Raw genomic sequence first — 17230 nt, 5'->3', positions numbered from 1 at the left:
TCGGTTTTACTAGCGGAAGTAAACCCACTAGCACTGTTTCAAGTGCGGTTTTAGCCACTTGTTTACCTACTTCTACGCCTATTCCCCGGAGCCAACATCTGATTTTGGTTCCGACGATTTTTCGTCTGGGTGGAGGTAATCGTAGACAGTTTTCGCGAGCATTGGCCCGAAACCATCGACCTCTTCGATCTGCTCGACGCTGGCTTTCTTCAGCGCCGCAACAGAGCCAAAGTGCTTGACCAACTCACTGCGGCGTGCTGGCCCCAGCCCTTTAATGCCATCGAGTACCGAAGAGCGCATGCGTTTAGAGCGCTGCTGGCGGTGATAATTAATGGCAAAGCGGTGCGCCTCATCACGAATTCGCTGAATAAGGTACATCGCTTCCGAATTGCGCGGCAGAATGAGTGGCTCATCATCGTCGGGAATCCACAGCTCTTCTAAGCGCTTGGCAATACCCACGAGCGTCACATCGGTGACCTCAAGTTCATCGAGTACCGCCTGAGCGGCTGCGACCTGCGGTGCACCACCGTCGACAATGAACAACTGCGGCGGGTAGGCAAATTTGCGGCTACTCCTCGACTGCTCATCGACGGCATCAGTCGTCTCTTCGACGAACATTTCGCTGGCATCATCGGGCATGGCGAGCTTGTCCTCGTTATGGCGCAGAAAACGACGGCGCACCACCTCAGCAATGGAGCCGACGTCGTCGGAGCGACCGTCGCCCGCTGCATCCTTGATACGGTAGCGGCGATAGTCGGACTTCTTGGGCAATCCGTCCTCGAAGACCACCAACGAGGCCACCACATCGGTACCTTGAATATGCGAGATGTCAGTGCATTCGATACGCAGCGGCGCTTCATCCATAAACAGCGCGTCCTGAAGTTCGGAGAGAGCCTGCGATCGAGTAGTTAGATCTCCACTTCGCTTTAGTTTGTGCTGGCGTAGCGCTTCAGCTGCATTTTTCTGCACGGTCTCCATGAGTGTCCGCTTGTCACCGCGCTGCGGGACCCGAATGTCCACATTGGTGCCACGAATATCGGCCAAAAATGCAGCAACCTCCTCAAGATCGTCGGGCGTGGCCTGGACGAGAATTTCGCGTGGCACAACTTGGGCGGCAGTGGTCGATTCATCGCCGTCGACATCCGCGTGCTTGGCGGCATCGCCATAGAACTGTGTCAGGAACTGCGTTAGCAGCCCACCCAAGCTGGGGTCAGTCTCTCCCTCTCGAAACTCTGTAGTCGCGTATTCGCCGGACTTCTCCACTACCCAGCCGCGCTGACCGTAAATACGTCCTGCCCGAACGTGGAAAATCTGCACGGCCGCTTCCAGTTCGTCGGTTGCTAGCGCAATAAAATCGGCATCGGCGGCGTCGGAAAGCACGACTGACTGCCGCTCCATGACCTTGTCGATGGCAGCGAGGTTGTCGCGCAGGCTCGCGGCGCGCTCGAAGTCTAACTCGGCGGCAGCTTCCTCCATTTCCTTCTTCAAGCGCCTGGTGACCGGGCCCGTATTCCCGGACATGAAGCTGGTAAAACCACGGACAATTTCGCGATGTTCCTCGGCACTGACACGGCCGACACAAGGCGCCGAGCATTTGTCGATATAGCCGAGCAAACAGGGCCGCCCCAGGGCCTGTTGCCGGTTGAAGACACCCTTGGAACAAGTGCGGGCCGGGAAAACTCGTGTCAGCAAGTCGAGCGTTTCTCGGATGGCCCAAGCGTGTGAATAGGGGCCGAAATAACGCACGCCCTTCCGGCGCGGTCCTCGGTAGAGAAACAGCCGCGGGTACAGCTCGCCGACGCTGACGGCCAGCATCGGATACGACTTATCGTCGCGGTACATCACGTTGAACCGCGGATTAAAGCGCTTGATCCAGGTGTACTCCAACTGCAGCGCTTCGACCTCATTGTGGACAACAGTCCACGTCACCTTCGAAGCGGACTGCACCATTTGGCGCGTGCGGGGATGCAGCCGAGTTAAGTCCTGGAAATAGTTAGACAGACGCGCACGGAGATTCTTCGCCTTGCCGACGTAGAGAACGCGTCCGGTTGAATCGAGAAAACGGTACACCCCCGGCTCCGTGGGAATGGTGCCGGGGGCGGGACGGTACTGAGAAGGGTCAGTCACTTACGGTGTCCTTAAAACATGTCCTTGGGTTAGTCCTCCGGCATGAACTTGTCTTCAAGTTCACGGAACCGGCGGATGTCTTCCACGACGCGGTTGCCGTCGGCTGACTGGAGCGCGAGCATCGGCACAAACTCAAAGTCTGGCAGCTCCAAGCGAGCCCAGCGGGACTTCTTTGGAAAACTCAGACCGTAGATATCGACCCATGGGTAGAACTTTGCATTGAGCAGATTGCGGACTTCCACGCCCGTGGCATTTACGCGAACGCGAGCCCGAGTCAGCAGCAGGATTACCCCGGCGATGATTAAACCAATCATTGGGAAAGCCAGCTGGTCAATAGTCGTCACCGAAGCGCCGGTGTTACCAAAATCCACCACGATGCCCATGAAGATATGGATAGCGAAGACTACAACTGCAGCGATAATCGCCCACAGACGCAGCTTTTGCGAGGTGATTTCCAACAGCCATTTGTCTTCACTACCGGTGTCGACGGCAGTCGAATTGCTGTGGCGTTCGGAGTTACCCATTCTTACTCAGCTCCACCTTCACGAAGAGACTTCAACACGGCGACGGTATGCAGCGCTGCGGCCATGGCCTCGCGACCTTTATTCTCCACAGCTCCCTCACCGCCGGCACGATCAATTGCCTGCTGTTCAGTGTTGCAGGTCAATACACCATTGCCAACAGGTGTCCCACAGTCCAGTGCAATCCGCGTCAGCCCCTCAGTCACCGAGTCACAGACATAGTCGAAGTGCGGCGTACCACCGCGGATAACGCATCCCAGCGCCACCACGGCGTCGTGAGTTTGCGCGAGCTGCTGTACCACAACTGGAATCTCCAGAGCACCGACGACAGTCACATCCGTGACTACAGCGCCGGCCTCCTCGGCCTGTGCCAGCGCTTCACGACGAAGCTGCCCAGTAATCTCCTCGTTCCAGTGAGAGGTGACCAGACCGACGGTCACACCAGTGGAATCGGGAACGGTAATTTCAGGAAGACCTGCGCCACTCATCTACTGTGCTCCTTCTGTCGACATGCCGTGGGTCTCCATGTACTCATCCAACCAAGGAAGTTCATGGCCCATGCGTTCGCGCTTTGTCAACAAGTATTTCAAGTTATCCTCGTTGACCTCAACTGGCACCGGTACCCGGCGGCTCATCTCCAGTCCATAACCACCTAGGCCGGCACGCTTGGTCGGATTGTTCGTCAGCAGCGCCATAGAGGTGACCCCAAGATCCTGCAGAATCTGTGCACCAGTGCCGTACTCGCGGGCGTCCGACGGCAAACCGAGTGCGAGATTGGCATCAACGGTGTCAGCGCCTTCATCTTGCAGGTGGTAGGCCTGCAGCTTCGGCATCAGACCAATGCCTCGGCCTTCGTGACCGCGCATGTAGAGAATGACGCCGCGCCCTGCCTCGTGGACCATGCGCATGGAGTTGTGCAGCTGCTGACCGCAGTCGCAGCGGCGAGATCCCAATGCGTCGCCGGTGAGGCATTCGGAGTGCACACGCACGAGGACATCCTGGCCATCGTTGGAAGACACATCCCCCACAACGAGAGCGACATGCTCGACACCGTCGATAAGGCTGCGGTAACCAATGGCACGGAACTCGCCGTAGTCGGTCGGCAGCTTGGTTTCGACAACGCGCTCAATCAGGTGCTCGTTGTGGCGACGGTATTCGATGAGCTGCTCGATGGAAATCAGCGCTAAATCGTGCTCGTCGCAGAAGCGACGTAGTTCCTCCGCGCGAGCCATGCCGGTCGGGTCTTCCTCGGAGACAACCTCACACAGCACACCGGCAGGACGAAGCCCTGCCAGGCGGGCGAGATCGACCGCAGCCTCGGTGTGGCCGGCACGGACGAGGACGCCACCATCGCGAGCTCGCAACGGAACCACGTGTCCCGGTCGGGTGAAATCGTGCGGGCTGGACGTGGGGTCAGCCAGAGTACGAATGGTGTTCGCACGATCTGTGGCGGAAATGCCGGTCGTACCGGTGTTGGCATCCACGGTCACTGTATATGCGGTACCGCGGGCATCCTCATTCTCCGACACCATCGGTGGCAGATTGAGACGCTCGCAGTCCTCGGCGGTCAGCGGTGCACAGATGTAACCAGAGGAATAGCGAACCATAAAGGCAACAAGTTCAGGCGTTGCCTTCTCTGCGGCGAAGATAATGTCGCCCTCGTTCTCACGATCTTCATCGTCGACGACGACCACGGCCTTACCGGCTGCGATGTCCGCAATGGCCCGTTCAACAGAATCGAACTTAATCACAGTCTTGTAGCTTATCTTTCCAACATTTTCTCGACGTACTTGGCTAGCACATCGACTTCCAAATTGACCTTGGTGCCTACTGCGGTCGAACCAATAACGGAGTCCGTCAGCGTCGTCGGTATCAGACTGACCTCAAAGAACCCCTCGCCTACTGCAGAGACAGTCAACGAGGTGCCATCCACGGCAATTGAGCCCTTTTCCACGACATACTTGGAGAGCTGCTCCGGCAGAGAAATCCGCACTACTTCCCAGCGTTCCCCTGGCGTGCGCGAAATAACCTCGCCGGTGCCATCGATATGTCCCTGCACGATATGGCCGCCGAGGCGTTGCCCTACTGCGGTTGCACGTTCGAGGTTGACCTTGGAACCGACCTCAACCTGGCCGAGACTCGACCTATCCAGAGTCTCTTGCATGAGATCAGCGGTAAAGAAGTCATCGCCAAACTCCACGACGGTCAAACAAACGCCATTGACAGCAATGGAGTCACCGTGGTGCACGTCGTCAAGCACGGTGGTCGCGCGAATGGTCAGAGTAATGGAATCGGCTTCGCGGTGGATTTCGCGAATTTCGCCGAGCTCCTCAACAATTCCCGTAAACATAGTGGTCAGGAAAATCCTTTACCGTTTGTTATAAATTGAAAGATTTTTACAAAACTAACTCTAGCCGGTCTACCCGCGATCTTTGCCACTGCGGAGTGCCGTGATCAAGATGTCGTCCCCCAGAGTCTCGACCGCGACGGTACGGAAACGGGAGATGTCAGTGATGGAGGTCTCGTGGTTGGCCGATGTCACTGGCAGGCCAGCGCCGAGAAACGCCGGGGCAATGTAGGACTCAATCGCGTCGACAGCATCGGCTTCTAAGAAAGCGCCGGCGAGCCGTGGGCCGCCTTCTACCAGCACGTCAATAAGCCCCATATCCGCCATTGTCTCCAGCGCCACTTCCACATCGTGAGTGCGAATGTGGCGGAAGTTATCGCCACGGATATTCGCATCGGCGGCGACCTCCGATGTACCAATCGCGATGCGCAGAGGCTGCGTTGACAGCTCCTCGCCGTCTGGTGTGCGCGCGGTCAATCGCGGATTGTCGGCGAGCACTGTTCCCGTTCCGACGACAATCGCTTGCCGACGTGCACGATCTACATGTACCCGTGCCCGCGCCTGCTCCCCCGTAATCCACTGCGAGGTGCGGTCGGTAGCGGCGGCGAAACCATCCAGCGTGCCCGCTGTCTTCAACGTGATGTGTGGGCGCCGAGTGCGCTGCCAGTGTAACCATGGACGTAAGTAGCCGGCGGCTACTCGGTCACGCTGGAATTCTTCAACGACCTCGATATCTTTATAACGCAACCACTCGCTGCCGCCAGCGGCGACGGGATTAGGATCGGCGACCGCAAATATGACGCGGGAAACACCGGCTGCCGCAAGTGCCTCGGTGCACGGTGGTGTACGGCCGATATGATTGCACGGCTCTAGTGTGACCACTGCAGTGCCGCCCTGAGCTCGTGCCCCAGCCATCTCCAATGCCTGTGGCTCTGCGTGTCGCCCGCCTACAGGCTCAGTTCCGGCCACACCGACCGCGATCCCTGCGGTATCGAGAATGACGCAACCAATCGGTGGATTGGGATAGGTGGTGCCTTGAACCCGCTGGCCGGCTTCTATGGCCAATGCCATAGCTTGGGCGTCAGTCAGCGGCTGTGCGGAGACGAGATCCGGAAACTGTGCCACCGTTTCTCACCGCCGTCTACTTTGTTGCAGCAGCGGTTGCCAATGCGCGCAGCTCATCGACAGCCGCGGCACGATCCTCAGCGCCGAATACGGCCGAGCCTGCGACAAAGGCATCGCAACCAGCGGCGGCAGCGGATTCGATGGTCTTGGCGGAGATACCACCGTCAATCTCGATCAGAGTATCCAGACCATCGGCATCAATACGCTGACGCAGCTTCTCGACCTTGGCCAGCTGATCCGGCATAAAGGACTGGCCCCCGAAACCGGGTTCGACACTCATGACCAGCACCTCGTCGAATTCGGCGAGGTGATCCAGCCACGGCTCAATTGGGGTACCCGGGCGCAGCGAGAACCCGGCCTTCACGCCCTGGGAACGAATGTGGCGGGCCAGTGCGATGGCGTCGTCGGCGGCTTCAACATGGAAAATAACGGAGCTCGCCCCCGCTTTGATGTAGGTGTCGGCCCACTTCTCCGGGTTTTCAATCATGAGATGGACATCCAAGTACTTGTCCGTCACCGCAGCTACGGCCTCCAGCACCGGAGCGCCGAAGGACAGGTTGGGAACGAAGTGGCCATCCATGACGTCGATATGCAGCCAATCTGCATTGGCTACAGCCGCAACCTCGCGGTCGAGGCGAGCGAAGTCAGCAGCGAGAATGGACGGGGCAATAATTGGTGCGCTCATAACCTCTGAGCCTAGTCGTTCTTGCGCAAAACTGAGAAGAACATCGCATCGGTCCCGTGGCGGTGTGGCCACATCTGCACAGATGGATACGGCCCGACATCAGTCATCGGCGCTACCAACTCGTGTGCATTCAGCTCAGTCACCGGCAATTCCGCCACTGCTCTATCGACTATGCCCCTGGTTTCCCGCAGATGCGGCGAACACGTGGAGTAGACGATGATGCCACCCGGCCGTGCCAGACGCACAGCTTCGCTGAGCAGTTCAAACTGCAGCGTAGTCAAGGAGTTGAGATCGGACGGCGACTTCCGCCAGCGCGATTCCGGGCGACGGCGGAGCGAGCCCAAGCCAGAGCAGGGCGCGTCTACCAAAATGCGGTCAAAGCCTGCCTCGAGCCCGGTATCACGACCATCCGCAACCGTTACAGTCACTGGCAGCCCGGCCGTGGCTTTTTTCACCAGTTCTGCGCGAGTCGCCGATACCTCAACAGCATCGAGCTCCGCGCCCTCAATAGCTGCAATGCCGCCGATGAAAGCTGACTTACCACCGGGGCCGGAACACAGATCTAACCAGCGGCCGCTGTCTTCACCGGCAACGGGTGCCATGGTGACGGCACGCGCAATGAGCTGAGAACCCTCGTCCTGCACCGCAGCCAAGCCCTGTCGTACCGGCTCCAACTCTCCTGGGGCACCGGAGTCCAAGCGCACGCAGTACGGCGACCACGGTCCCTCTTCACCGCCGGTGATCAGTGCCAATTCCTCAGCGGTGATCTCGCCCGGACGAGCGACCAAGTGCACCAGCGGGCGGGCATCGTCAGCAGCGAGTGCCTGCTGCAATTCACCGGCTTGTGCACCGAGTGCGCGGGCAAACTCCATCGCGATCCAGCGCGGGTGGGCATGCTTCATTGCCACGTAGCCAATCGGATCGGTCGCAGGATCCGGCGCAATCTCAGCCACCCATTCGCTTTCGGTCTTCGAGGAGACCTTCCTCAAAATGGCATTGACAAAGCCGCGCGCGCCAGGTCCCGCCACCTTCGCCACTGCCCGCACCGAGGTATCGACCGCTGCGTAGGCGTCGACGCGCGTACGCAGCAGCTGGTACGTGCCCAGGCGTAGCACGTCCATCACCGGTCCAGCAATATCGCTTAACGGGCGTGACGACGATGCCTCAATCACGGCGTCCAACAGGCCTTCCGCCCGCAGTGTGCCGTACGTCAGCTCCGTTGCAAAAGCAGCATCCCGCCCCTTGAGCTTGTGTGCCTTCAGCAACTTGGGCAGCAGCAGGTTTGCGTAAGCATCCTTCTCGCGAACGTCAGCTAGTACCTTCAGCGCGACCTTGCGTGGCTGGTCAATGCCACCGCGATTATCCCCACCTCGGATGTCACGGTTACGGTTGCGGTCATTGCGGTTCTGTCCGCCGCGGTTGCTGCGCTGCCGTCCGCCACCGGTGTGGCGGGGTTTGTCGTTGCTCATTTACTCGCAGACCTTTCCGCCGGGTTGGCTACCTCGCGCCCAGTCGGACGCATCCATCATCTTCTTCCCCTGTGGCTGCACCTTCACGAGCTGCACATAGCCATCGGCACAACGCACGGATACCCGGTGTTTCTCCACTACCAACTCACCCGGTGTGGCGGCTGCAGCCTCCGGAGCAGCTGCCTTTCGCACCTCGTCGACCGCGGCGCTGTCCTCGTCGGAAAGCGGGGTGAGCTCTCCGACCTTCAAACGTGCGCCGTCGAGGGTCGTCCACGCACCTGGGGCAGGCGTGAACGCGCGAGCGCGGCGGTCGAGAAGATGTCGCGGCTGAGTCCAAACGATTCGGGCATCCTCCGGCCCGAACTTAGCGGCGTAGCTGACGTCCTGTTCCGGCTGAGCGGTCGGACGCAACGCACCTGCTTCGATGCCGTCCATGGTGGCGGTTAGAAGATCCGCGCCGGAGAATGCGAGGCGGGTCAAAAGGCCGTCGGCATTATCGGTCGAGCGAATCGCTTCGGTGACGGTACCGAAAACTGGTCCGGTATCCAGGCCCTTTTCAATCCGGAAGGTACTGGCACCCGTGACTTCGTCGCCAGCGGCGATAGCTGCCTGCACCGGCGCGGCACCTCGCCAAGCAGGAAGCAGTGAGAAATGCAGATTTACCCAGCCGTGCGTCGGTACATCGAGCAACTCCTCCGGCACGAGATTGCCGTAGGCGACCACCGGGATGCAGTCGGCGTTTAGTTCGCGGATCTGCTGTTGGATTTCCGCATCGCGCAGGGTCGTCGGGGTGAGAACGGGAATGTCGTGTTCCAAGGCCAGAGCCTTCACCGGCGAGGGCGAAAGCGACTTACCGCGGCCACGGCGGGCATCGGGGCGAGTGAGAACAGCAACGATCTCATGGTGGGAGTCTTCGAGTAACTTCTTCAGTGCAACGACAGCGGGTTCCGGGGTTCCGGCAAAAATCAGGCGCACAGTAAGTGGATTCCTTCCTGGTGGACCTAGTTGTTCTAGTTAATCTAGTGATGAAACTCGGGGCGCCACGCCCGGGGGGGGCTAGGCGCAGGTGAGTTAACCGCGGTTGAGGAACCAGTCCTGCTCACGCAGAGAGCGCATCGCGGTCTTGCGCTCGTCGCCCTCGAGACGCTTCAAAAACAGCACACCGTCCAGGTGGTCGCTTTCATGCTGCACGCAGCGGGCCAGCAGATCGTCAGCTTCGAAGCTCACCGGTGTGCCGTGGCGATCCTGGCCAGTAACGCGCACACGTGCGTGCCGAGTCACGGGTCCATTAATCCCCGGGATAGACAGGCATCCTTCGATTTCGTGGACAGTCTCATCGCCGATGGCTTCCCATTCCGGATTGACGATGTGCCCGCGGGCGCCATTGCAGTCGTAGACGAAGACGCGCTGCAGCACGCCAACCTGGTTTGCTGCGAGCCCGACACCCTGTTGCTCGTCCATCGTGTCGAACATGTCATCAATCAGGTGCGACAGCGTCGCGTCGAAATCAGTGACGGTTTCCGCCTTGGACAGCAACACCGGATCGCCGAAAAGACGTACCTCACGAACTGCCATGAACTTAGAGCCTCCAAGAAAACTGGTGTGAATCAAGCAATAACGCGCTCATTTTAGCAGCTAGCCGAAATTAATCGGATCGACGACAACACGCACCGGCGTCGGGTCCTTCCTAGTCGCGCGAACGACCTGTGCTGCCTTCAACGCCGCTCCCACTACCCGTGCTTGCCGACGGTCACAGCGAATCAACATCCGCTGAATAGGTGTACCCGGCTCCACGCCTGCTGGTGGCCTGGCGTTGCGGGGAAGGTCTACCGGCCCCAGAATTTCCGCACCCGATGGAACTTCCAGGGACTCCATGAAGTTACGCAGGCCCTCTTCAGTCCCTTCCACCGCTGCCACGTGAAAGGCCGGAGGCAGAGCGGCAGCTGTGCGGTCGGCCAATTCCCTGTTCGCAGCGCCTACCGCGTCCCATGCCAGAAGATCGGCCACAGTCGGGACTGCAGCATCCGCATCGATAACCACCGCCCCGCCTTGCTCCCGCGGACGGGCAAGCGTGACAGCCCGAGACCAATGCGCATAGGCCTCTTCATGAGCGCGCAAGTCCTGCCGGCCAAGCATCGCCCAAGTGTCCAGCAGCATCACTGCACCGTAGCCCTCCGGCGCATAAGGCTCGGCTCCCGGCGTGGCCACCACGACTCTCGGGCCTTCGGGAATGTCGTCAACAATGCGCTCTCCAGAGGAAGCGATGACTGGGAATGGACTGAAAATACGGCCAAACTCCTCTGCCGTACGTTCACTGCCGACCACGACCGGCCGAATCTTGGTGGAACCGCAGCTATGGCAACGGTGGTGAATGTCAATACGACCGCACCACCGACACGTCGGTGGTGCCGGGTCGTCCGGGTTATCGGACGGTGGAATTCCCAGTGGACCATTACACCAGCGACAGCGCGCAGGCGCGCCACAGGAGCGACACGACAGTGTCGGCACATATCCCTTGCGAGGTACCTGGACCAGGATCGGAAGCTCTTCGCGCAGCGCGGCCTTTGCCCGTCGAAAAGCGATGGCAGGAAGGCGTCCCCTACTGACGTGATCCGGGTCTTCGGAAGTGTCCGTCGAAGCAATCATCTCCGGCATTGACTCAGCCAGGGTGTCAGTTCCCGCGACCAGATTGTGCGCCCAACCTGAGGAGACGAGCAGCTGTACTTCGGCTGTACGGCTATACGACGCAAAGATGAGAGCGCATCCTTCCTGCGCACTACGCGTCACCAACACCTCGCGAGAGTGCACGTAGGGTGCGCGGGGATCCACGAGGTTGTCATCGCCATCATCGACAATCACTGCTAAACGCAGATTCTTCACTGGCGCGTACGCTGCCGAACGCGTGCCGACGACTATGCGCCCCTGGCCGTGCAGGATATCCAGGTAGCGGCGATAGCGGGACTCGGGACCGAGGCCAGCCCCGAGAAGAGTGAGCTGACGGGCAGAAATAAGCTCGCGAAAAGCGCTCTCAAAGCGCGCCTGTGTGCGTGCGTCCGGCACAATGATGAGAACACCGCCACCATCGCGCGCGACCGAAACGCTGAGCGCGGCGAGCATGGTTGCCACCTGTTCGCCTGGAACTGGCTGCCACGCTGCGCGTGCCGGGGCGCCCTTGCGGACGGAATCGACAAAGGATTCGCCGAAGACGTAGTTGCCCCAAGCGGAAAGGTCCGGATCTTCGGTGGCAAGCTTTCCCAACTCCTCCCACGTCGGGGGCATGTTCTCCTTGCGAGCACGTTCGGCCCGTGCATGACGGGTTGGGATGGCGGAGCGAATGATGTTTGAGCGCGTTGCGCCGTAATACTCCGCCAGAGAATCCACCAACCGTCGAAGCTGTGGCGGATAGACAACCTCAGAGCTGATGACATCCTTGAGATAGGACAGTTTGCCGTCGTGAGTGGGCGTGGCACAGCGCTCCAGCACCAGCGCATTGACCAACTGGCCGTGGAAGCGAATCCGCACGCGGCAACCGACGACCGCTTCCTCCGCTAGCGCGCGCGGAACCAGGTAGTCGAAGGGGCGATCTAACTGCGGCAGCCCCAAAAGCGGAAGCACCCGCGCGACTGGCAGCTTCTCAGCTGCGGCGGCGGGTGCGAAGGGGGCGTCGGTCATAGAGTCTTACTCTACTGCCCTACCCCAGGGTAATGCTGGCGGGTGGTGTTTATCCCAGGCCAGCGGCTGCGCGGAGCTCTTCAACGCGGTTGAGCTGCTCCCACGGCAGGTCCAAGTCAGTTCGGCCGAAGTGACCGTAGGTGGAGGTCTGTGCATAAATCGGGCGCAGCAGGTCCAGGTCACGAATAATAGCGGCCGGACGAAGGTCGAAGACCTTGTTGATAGCCTCGCGGATGGCGTCGTCCGAAACGTGACCGGTGCCGAAGGAGTCGACGTAGAGGCCCACTGGGCGAGCGCGACCGATAGCGTAGGCGACCTGAATCTCGAGGCGGTCAGCCAGACCCGCGGCCACGGCATTCTTCGCAACCCAACGGGTGGCATAAGCGCCGGAACGGTCCACCTTTGACGGGTCCTTGCCCGAGAACGCGCCGCCACCGTGACGAGCCATACCGCCGTAAGTGTCGACGATAATCTTGCGACCGGTCAGGCCGGCATCGCCCATCGGGCCACCGATAATAAACTGGCCAGAAGGGTTAACCAGCAGCTTCAATTCATCGGTAACAAAACGCTCGCGCAGGTTAGCGTCGTCGAGCACCCAATCGACGACGTGAGTCTTAATCTGCTCGGTAATCCACTCCTGGGTGACGTCCGGGTCGTGCTGCGTGGACACCACAACGGTGTCCAAGTACACCGGGTTATTGTCTTCGTCGTAAGCGAAGGTGACCTGAGTCTTACCATCCGGTCGAAGCGATGGGACGATCCCTTCCTTGCGTACCTGCGTCAAGCGGCGAGCCAGGCGGTGCGCCAGTGCAATCGGTAGCGGCATATACTCCGGCGTTTCGTTGGTAGCGTAGCCGAACATCAGCCCCTGGTCGCCGGCGCCCTTGAGATCTTCTGCTTCGACTTCTCCACCAGAGCTGCGTGCTTCCAGAGAAGTGTGCACACCGTCGTGGATGTCTGAGGACTGCTCACCGATCGAAATGGAGACACCACAGGTTTTGCCGTCAAAGCCCTTTTCAGAAGAATCGAAACCGATCTCCTTCAGTCGACTCCGGACAATACCGGGGATGTCGACGTAGCTTTTCGTGCGAACCTCGCCAACAACATGGACTAAACCGGTAGTCACCACAGTCTCGACGGCGACCATCGATGAAGAATCCTGCGCGAGCATAGCGTCAAGGATGGAGTCCGAAATCGAGTCGCAAATCTTATCTGGGTGCCCCTCGGTAACAGATTCACTGGAAAACAGCCGAAGATTAGAGGCCACGAGCAGTACAACTTTCTTCTAGATTAATTCCCCACCCCTGCGGTGTCGCTGCGGCGTGGGTTTTCGTTTGATTCGATAATTATAGACCAAGCGGTTCAGTCGCCGTAGTAGGCACCGGCTACTCCGCTGGTTGAGGTTCCTGTCGCAGCTCGGAAACTGCATCCAAAATCGAACCGGCCACCGAGAATTTTGAGCCCCGCGGCACGTCCCACTGCTCGCCATCGAGAGACAGCAACCATCCGACATTGTCCGTCGCACCGAAAGTTTGCCCACCCGAGACGTCGTTACACATGAGCAAATCGCAGCCCTTGCGGACAATCTTCTGCTTCGCAAGCTCGAGCGGCGTCGTCGTCTCGTCACCGGTCTCAGCCGCAAAGCCCACCATCGTCGTGGTCGCCGGAATCTCACCCGCTTTACGACGCTCCACAGCGGTAGCCAAAATATCTGGGTTTTCTACGAGCTGAATGTTGCTCAACGCGTCGTCTGCGACGCCCTTCTTCATCTTGGCCCCAGCGGTCGATGCCGGACGGAAGTCGGCGACGGCGGCGGCAAAAATGCAGACATCGGCCAGCTTGGAGTGTTCGTGCGCGGCCTCGGCCATCTCCAAAGTGGAATCAACCTTCACAACATTCGCGCCCAGCGGTGTCGGCAACTGATCCGTATGTCCTGCCACCACAGTGACCTGAGCGCCACGCTGTGCTGCCATCTCGGCTAGCGCGAAGCCCTGACGACCTGAGGAGTGGTTGCCGATAAAACGTACCGGGTCGATAGCCTCACGGGTGCCACCGGCAGTAATCATGAAGCGTACGCCCTCGAAGTCGCGGCGGAAGTGGCGTGGATTCTCGACTGCTGCCAATGCCAGTGAAACAATCTGCTCTGGCTCCGGCAGGCGACCTGGACCGGTGTCCTTACCAGTCAAACGGCCATGGGCCGGATCGAGGACAATAGTGCCATGGCGACGAAGAGTCGCGACATTATCCCGCGTAGCTGGATGGTTCCACATTTCCGTGTGCATCGCAGGGGCCAACACCACTGGGCAGGTCGCCACAAGCAAGGTTGCGGTGAGCAGGTCGTCGGCACGCCCGTGCGCGGCGCGCGCCATAAAGTCGGCAGTCGCGGGAACCACGACGACGAGGTCGGCCTCCTGCCCCACGCGGACATGCTGAACCTCATCGACTGCGTCAAAAACTGTAGTCGACACCGGGTTCCCCGACAGCGCCTCGAAAGTAGCTGCACCTACAAAGTTCAATGCGGACTCAGTGGGAACGACACGAACATCGTGACCAAGTTCCTTGAAGCCTCGAACAACGTGTGCGGCCTTATATGCAGCGATGCCGCCGGCAACCCCGACGACAACCTTTAAACATTCGGATACGTCAGCATTACCGGCGGCATGCATACAGATATCTCCCCTTAAGGAAATGCTCTAGCCCTCAGTGTGGTCCAGCAGACCAGCGTTGATTTCACGAAGAGCGATGGACAGAGGCTTCTCAGCGACCCCCGGAGTAACCAGCGGGCCAACGTACTCCAGCATGCCTTCGTCAATCTGCTGGTAGTAGTCATTAATCTGGCGTGCACGCTTGGCAGCGAAGATAGCCAGGGCGTACTTCGAAGAAGCCTTACCAAGCAGCTCATCGATCGGCGGGTTGGTAATACCAATTGGCGGGTCGAACACTGCCTCGGTGGCGGTATTTTCCTGGGTCACGAGAAATCTTTCCTCAATAGAACGTGAGTTACTGGGGTGACAATAAAAATCGTCATAGCAATAGAAACACCATTGCTCGAAAGCGATTTCTACTATCTATGATGTGGAGTCGCCCTGTTACTTGCCAGTAGTCAGCGCCCGAGCGATGGCCGCCACAGCATCATCGACGTTGTCGTTGACAACAACCTCATCGAATTCGTGCTGAGCATCCATTTCCACTCGTGCGGTTTCCAGGCGACGCTTGACTTGCGCCTCGGTTTCCGTGCCACGACCAGTGAGCCTGCTGACGAGAATCTCCCAGCTTGGCGGAGCCAAGAACAGCAGGTGAGCATTGGGCGCTACCTTACGGATGGAGCGGGCTCCCGCCAGATCCACCTCAACGAGTACTGGACGCCCCTCGGCGAGAGCTTTATCCACCGGGCCGCGCGGCGTACCAGAACGCTGCAGACCACCGTGGATTTCAGCCCACTCGAGCATCTCTCCTGCATCAATATGCTGTTGGAACTTCTCCGGGGTCACGAAGAAATAGTCGCGGCCATCGACCTCCCCCGGCCGTGCGGCGCGGGTGGTCATGGAAACGCTGAAGTACAGTCCGGGAACCTCGGCACGAAGCCGACTGACAACAGTGGATTTTCCTACACCGGCAGGGCCGGCGAGGACTACCAACTGACCGTTTTCATTCCCGGCCACTGCGACTAGTCCTCCACTGCGTAGCCGAAGCGCTCCAGCAGAGCGCGACGCTGACGGTCACCCAGGCCACGCAGACGGCGGGTCTGAGCAATCTCCAGGTCATTCATGATGTCCTGCGCCTTGACCTTGCCGACCTTCGGCAGAGCCTCGAGCAGAGCGGAGACCTTCATCTTGCCGATGATTTCGTTCTCGTCAGCCTGCTTGAGAACCTCTGGCAGGTCGATAGCGCCACGCTTCAGCTTGTCCTTGAGCTCTGCGCGTACCTTGCGGGCCTGAGCTGCCTTCTCGAGTGCTGCTGCACGCTGCTCCGGGGTCAACTGCGGAAGGGCCACGTGTTCCTCCGTAAAAATAGATTGGTTAGCTTCTTATTTACTAGCACGAGCCTCGCGTCCACCAAAGGCAGGCAACGACACCGTGCTTAACGATTGGAGACCGTACCGCACTCACCGGTTGTTGAGGCAAATGCTGACGGGGTGTCGATAAAAATGACACCAGGGCTTTATCCGCCCCACCTTTCGGTCGTGGTCAACCAACTCCGGCGATTGTAGCACCGTTTGCCCAGGAGAATGGAAATTGACCACGGTTTTTGTACGAAATCTCCTAGGAATTGTCACAGTAACTGGCCTATACCTACGCCACCGCCATCCGAGAGTCATTAGGAAAATCCCGGCAGCTAGGTACGGAAGAGCCCGCAGGGGCACCTGTTCTATGAGGTGTCCCCGCGGGCTTCTGACAATTCGGCGATCTGCTGCTAACTCTCGGAAAGGAACGGAGCTGCAGCTTCAATAGTTGCGCGCCGCAGCGCAGCAGGATCAGGTCCAGCGGAGAGAATCGCACGCGAAATATTCGGCAGTGCAAGCCCCTTGGATTCCCCTGCCAGACGATCTACATCTGCCGGGGTTCCACCCTGAGCTCCCACACCGGGCATGAGAATGGGACCGCGCAGGTCACTGAGCACCGGGGCGTCGTCAAGCGTTGCGCCAACAACAACGCCGATGCTGCCCGCCTTTGCACCACCGTCAATTTGGCGAGCATTAATAGCGGCTGCCTGGTTGACCATGGTTTGAGCCAGAGTCTCACCCGAAACCATCGCCTTCTGCACTGACGCACCTTCCGGATTGGACGTCGCGGCCAGCACAAACAAGCCCCGTCCGTTCTCCAACGCCAACGAAACCGCCGGATCAAGAGCACCGAACCCAAGGTACGGAGATACCGTCAGTGCGTCGGCGGCTAGCGGCGAGGTATCCGACAGCCAGGCTTCGGCGTATGCAGCCATAGTCGAACCGATATCGCCACGCTTGGCATCTGCAATCGACAGCGCACCTGCGTCCTTCAGGTCCGCCAACGTCCGCTCCAGGACGGCAAAGCCCTTGGAACCGTAGGCTTCGAAGAACGCCACCTGGGGCTTGACGACGGCAACGATGTCACCAAACGCTTCGACGCATGTGGTGGCAAAGCGCTCTAGACCTTCTGCCGATCGCGGTAACTGCCAGGCATCCAGCAACCTAGGGTGCGGGTCGATTCCCACACAGAGCCGGCCGCGTTCGGCGACAACCTCGCTGAGGCGATCGCCGAAACCCTTAATTGTCCGCACTGCGGATCCTTCAGCCTTCGCGGTCATG

Annotated in this window: 17 protein-coding genes; all 17 read right to left on the bottom strand. The window is 59.4% G+C overall.

Annotated elements, in window-relative coordinates; all coding sequences use genetic code 11:
* Positions 1-78: 78 nt before the first annotated feature.
* Positions 79-2127: an excinuclease ABC subunit UvrC gene (uvrC, locus tag HMPREF3042_RS08025; RefSeq protein WP_070601450.1), complete on the bottom strand. Its 2049-nt coding sequence runs from the start codon at positions 2125-2127 to the stop codon at positions 79-81.
* A 29-nt stretch (positions 2128-2156) separates the two neighbouring features.
* Positions 2157-2651, bottom strand: a complete 495-nt coding sequence (locus HMPREF3042_RS08020; RefSeq protein ID WP_070601451.1) for a PH domain-containing protein — start codon at positions 2649-2651, stop codon at positions 2157-2159.
* A gap of 2 nt (positions 2652-2653) precedes the next feature.
* Entirely contained in the window at positions 2654-3136 is a 483-nt protein-coding gene (gene ribH, locus HMPREF3042_RS08015; protein ID WP_070601452.1) for a 6,7-dimethyl-8-ribityllumazine synthase, read from the bottom strand.
* A complete protein-coding gene (locus HMPREF3042_RS08010; RefSeq protein ID WP_049190747.1) occupies positions 3137-4399 on the bottom strand; it encodes a bifunctional 3,4-dihydroxy-2-butanone-4-phosphate synthase/GTP cyclohydrolase II in 1263 nt (420 codons plus the stop codon).
* A gap of 11 nt (positions 4400-4410) precedes the next feature.
* Positions 4411-4998 (bottom strand): riboflavin synthase, encoded by a 588-nt coding sequence (locus HMPREF3042_RS08005; protein ID WP_070601453.1) that lies wholly within the window; start codon positions 4996-4998, stop codon positions 4411-4413.
* A 69-nt stretch (positions 4999-5067) separates the two neighbouring features.
* Positions 5068-6066 carry a bifunctional diaminohydroxyphosphoribosylaminopyrimidine deaminase/5-amino-6-(5-phosphoribosylamino)uracil reductase RibD gene (gene ribD / locus HMPREF3042_RS08000; protein ID WP_222865347.1) on the bottom strand — a complete coding sequence of 333 codons (999 nt, stop codon included), beginning with the start codon at positions 6064-6066 and terminating at the stop codon, positions 5068-5070.
* A 70-nt stretch (positions 6067-6136) separates the two neighbouring features.
* Positions 6137-6805: a ribulose-phosphate 3-epimerase gene (gene rpe, locus HMPREF3042_RS07995; RefSeq protein ID WP_049190752.1), complete on the bottom strand. Its 669-nt coding sequence runs from the start codon at positions 6803-6805 to the stop codon at positions 6137-6139.
* A gap of 11 nt (positions 6806-6816) precedes the next feature.
* A complete protein-coding gene (locus tag HMPREF3042_RS07990; RefSeq protein WP_070856729.1) occupies positions 6817-8274 on the bottom strand; it encodes an RsmB/NOP family class I SAM-dependent RNA methyltransferase in 1458 nt (485 codons plus the stop codon).
* The gene (gene fmt / locus HMPREF3042_RS07985; RefSeq protein ID WP_070601456.1) at positions 8275-9249 is read right to left on the bottom strand and encodes a methionyl-tRNA formyltransferase; all 975 of its coding nucleotides are present in this window, start codon (positions 9247-9249) and stop codon (positions 8275-8277) included.
* Positions 9250-9345: 96 nt separating this feature from the next.
* Entirely contained in the window at positions 9346-9849 is a 504-nt protein-coding gene (def, locus tag HMPREF3042_RS07980; RefSeq protein ID WP_070601457.1) for a peptide deformylase, read from the bottom strand.
* A 60-nt stretch (positions 9850-9909) separates the two neighbouring features.
* The gene (locus HMPREF3042_RS07975; protein ID WP_070601458.1) at positions 9910-11946 is read right to left on the bottom strand and encodes a primosomal protein N'; all 2037 of its coding nucleotides are present in this window, start codon (positions 11944-11946) and stop codon (positions 9910-9912) included.
* Positions 11947-11995: 49 nt separating this feature from the next.
* Positions 11996-13213: a methionine adenosyltransferase gene (gene metK, locus HMPREF3042_RS07970; protein WP_070601459.1), complete on the bottom strand. Its 1218-nt coding sequence runs from the start codon at positions 13211-13213 to the stop codon at positions 11996-11998.
* Positions 13214-13331: 118 nt separating this feature from the next.
* The gene (gene coaBC / locus HMPREF3042_RS07965) at positions 13332-14612 is read right to left on the bottom strand and encodes a bifunctional phosphopantothenoylcysteine decarboxylase/phosphopantothenate--cysteine ligase CoaBC (RefSeq protein ID WP_070601460.1); all 1281 of its coding nucleotides are present in this window, start codon (positions 14610-14612) and stop codon (positions 13332-13334) included.
* Positions 14613-14639: 27 nt separating this feature from the next.
* The gene (gene rpoZ, locus HMPREF3042_RS07960) at positions 14640-14918 is read right to left on the bottom strand and encodes a DNA-directed RNA polymerase subunit omega (protein WP_005510796.1); all 279 of its coding nucleotides are present in this window, start codon (positions 14916-14918) and stop codon (positions 14640-14642) included.
* 117 nt (positions 14919-15035) lie between these two features.
* Positions 15036-15608: a guanylate kinase gene (gmk, locus tag HMPREF3042_RS07955; protein ID WP_016422715.1), complete on the bottom strand. Its 573-nt coding sequence runs from the start codon at positions 15606-15608 to the stop codon at positions 15036-15038.
* A gap of 5 nt (positions 15609-15613) precedes the next feature.
* Positions 15614-15940, bottom strand: coding sequence for an integration host factor, actinobacterial type (gene mihF, locus HMPREF3042_RS07950; RefSeq protein ID WP_016422714.1), 327 nt, complete (start codon positions 15938-15940; stop codon positions 15614-15616).
* Positions 15941-16359: 419 nt separating this feature from the next.
* Entirely contained in the window at positions 16360-17229 is an 870-nt protein-coding gene (gene pyrF / locus HMPREF3042_RS07945) for an orotidine-5'-phosphate decarboxylase (RefSeq protein ID WP_070856728.1), read from the bottom strand.
* Position 17230: the final 1 nt, after the last annotated feature.

The organism is Corynebacterium sp. HMSC074C05, from assembly GCF_001838325.1.
In the GTDB taxonomy this organism is placed as follows: domain Bacteria; phylum Actinomycetota; class Actinomycetes; order Mycobacteriales; family Mycobacteriaceae; genus Corynebacterium; species Corynebacterium amycolatum.
This window is presented reverse-complemented; position numbering and strand designations above follow the sequence as displayed.

Bases quoted from the DNA above. Each gene is read 5' to 3' on its own strand.
- pyrF (WP_070856728.1), bottom strand. From the start codon at position 17,229: ATGACCGCGAAGGCTGAAGGATCCGCAGTGCGGACAATTAAGGGTTTC.
- HMPREF3042_RS07990 (WP_070856729.1), bottom strand. From the start codon at position 8,274: ATGAGCAACGACAAACCCCGCCACACCGGTGGCGGACGGCAGCGCAGC.
- HMPREF3042_RS08020 (WP_070601451.1), bottom strand. From the start codon at position 2,651: ATGGGTAACTCCGAACGCCACAGCAATTCGACTGCCGTCGACACCGGT.
- def (WP_070601457.1), bottom strand. From the start codon at position 9,849: ATGGCAGTTCGTGAGGTACGTCTTTTCGGCGATCCGGTGTTGCTGTCC.
- HMPREF3042_RS07975 (WP_070601458.1), bottom strand. From the start codon at position 11,946: ATGACCGACGCCCCCTTCGCACCCGCCGCCGCAGCTGAGAAGCTGCCA.
- rpe (WP_049190752.1), bottom strand. From the start codon at position 6,805: ATGAGCGCACCAATTATTGCCCCGTCCATTCTCGCTGCTGACTTCGCT.
- ribH (WP_070601452.1), bottom strand. From the start codon at position 3,136: ATGAGTGGCGCAGGTCTTCCTGAAATTACCGTTCCCGATTCCACTGGT.
- coaBC (WP_070601460.1), bottom strand. From the start codon at position 14,612: ATGCATGCCGCCGGTAATGCTGACGTATCCGAATGTTTAAAGGTTGTC.
- HMPREF3042_RS08005 (WP_070601453.1), bottom strand. From the start codon at position 4,998: ATGTTTACGGGAATTGTTGAGGAGCTCGGCGAAATTCGCGAAATCCAC.
- ribD (WP_222865347.1), bottom strand. From the start codon at position 6,066: ATGGCATTGGCCATAGAAGCCGGCCAGCGGGTTCAAGGCACCACCTAT.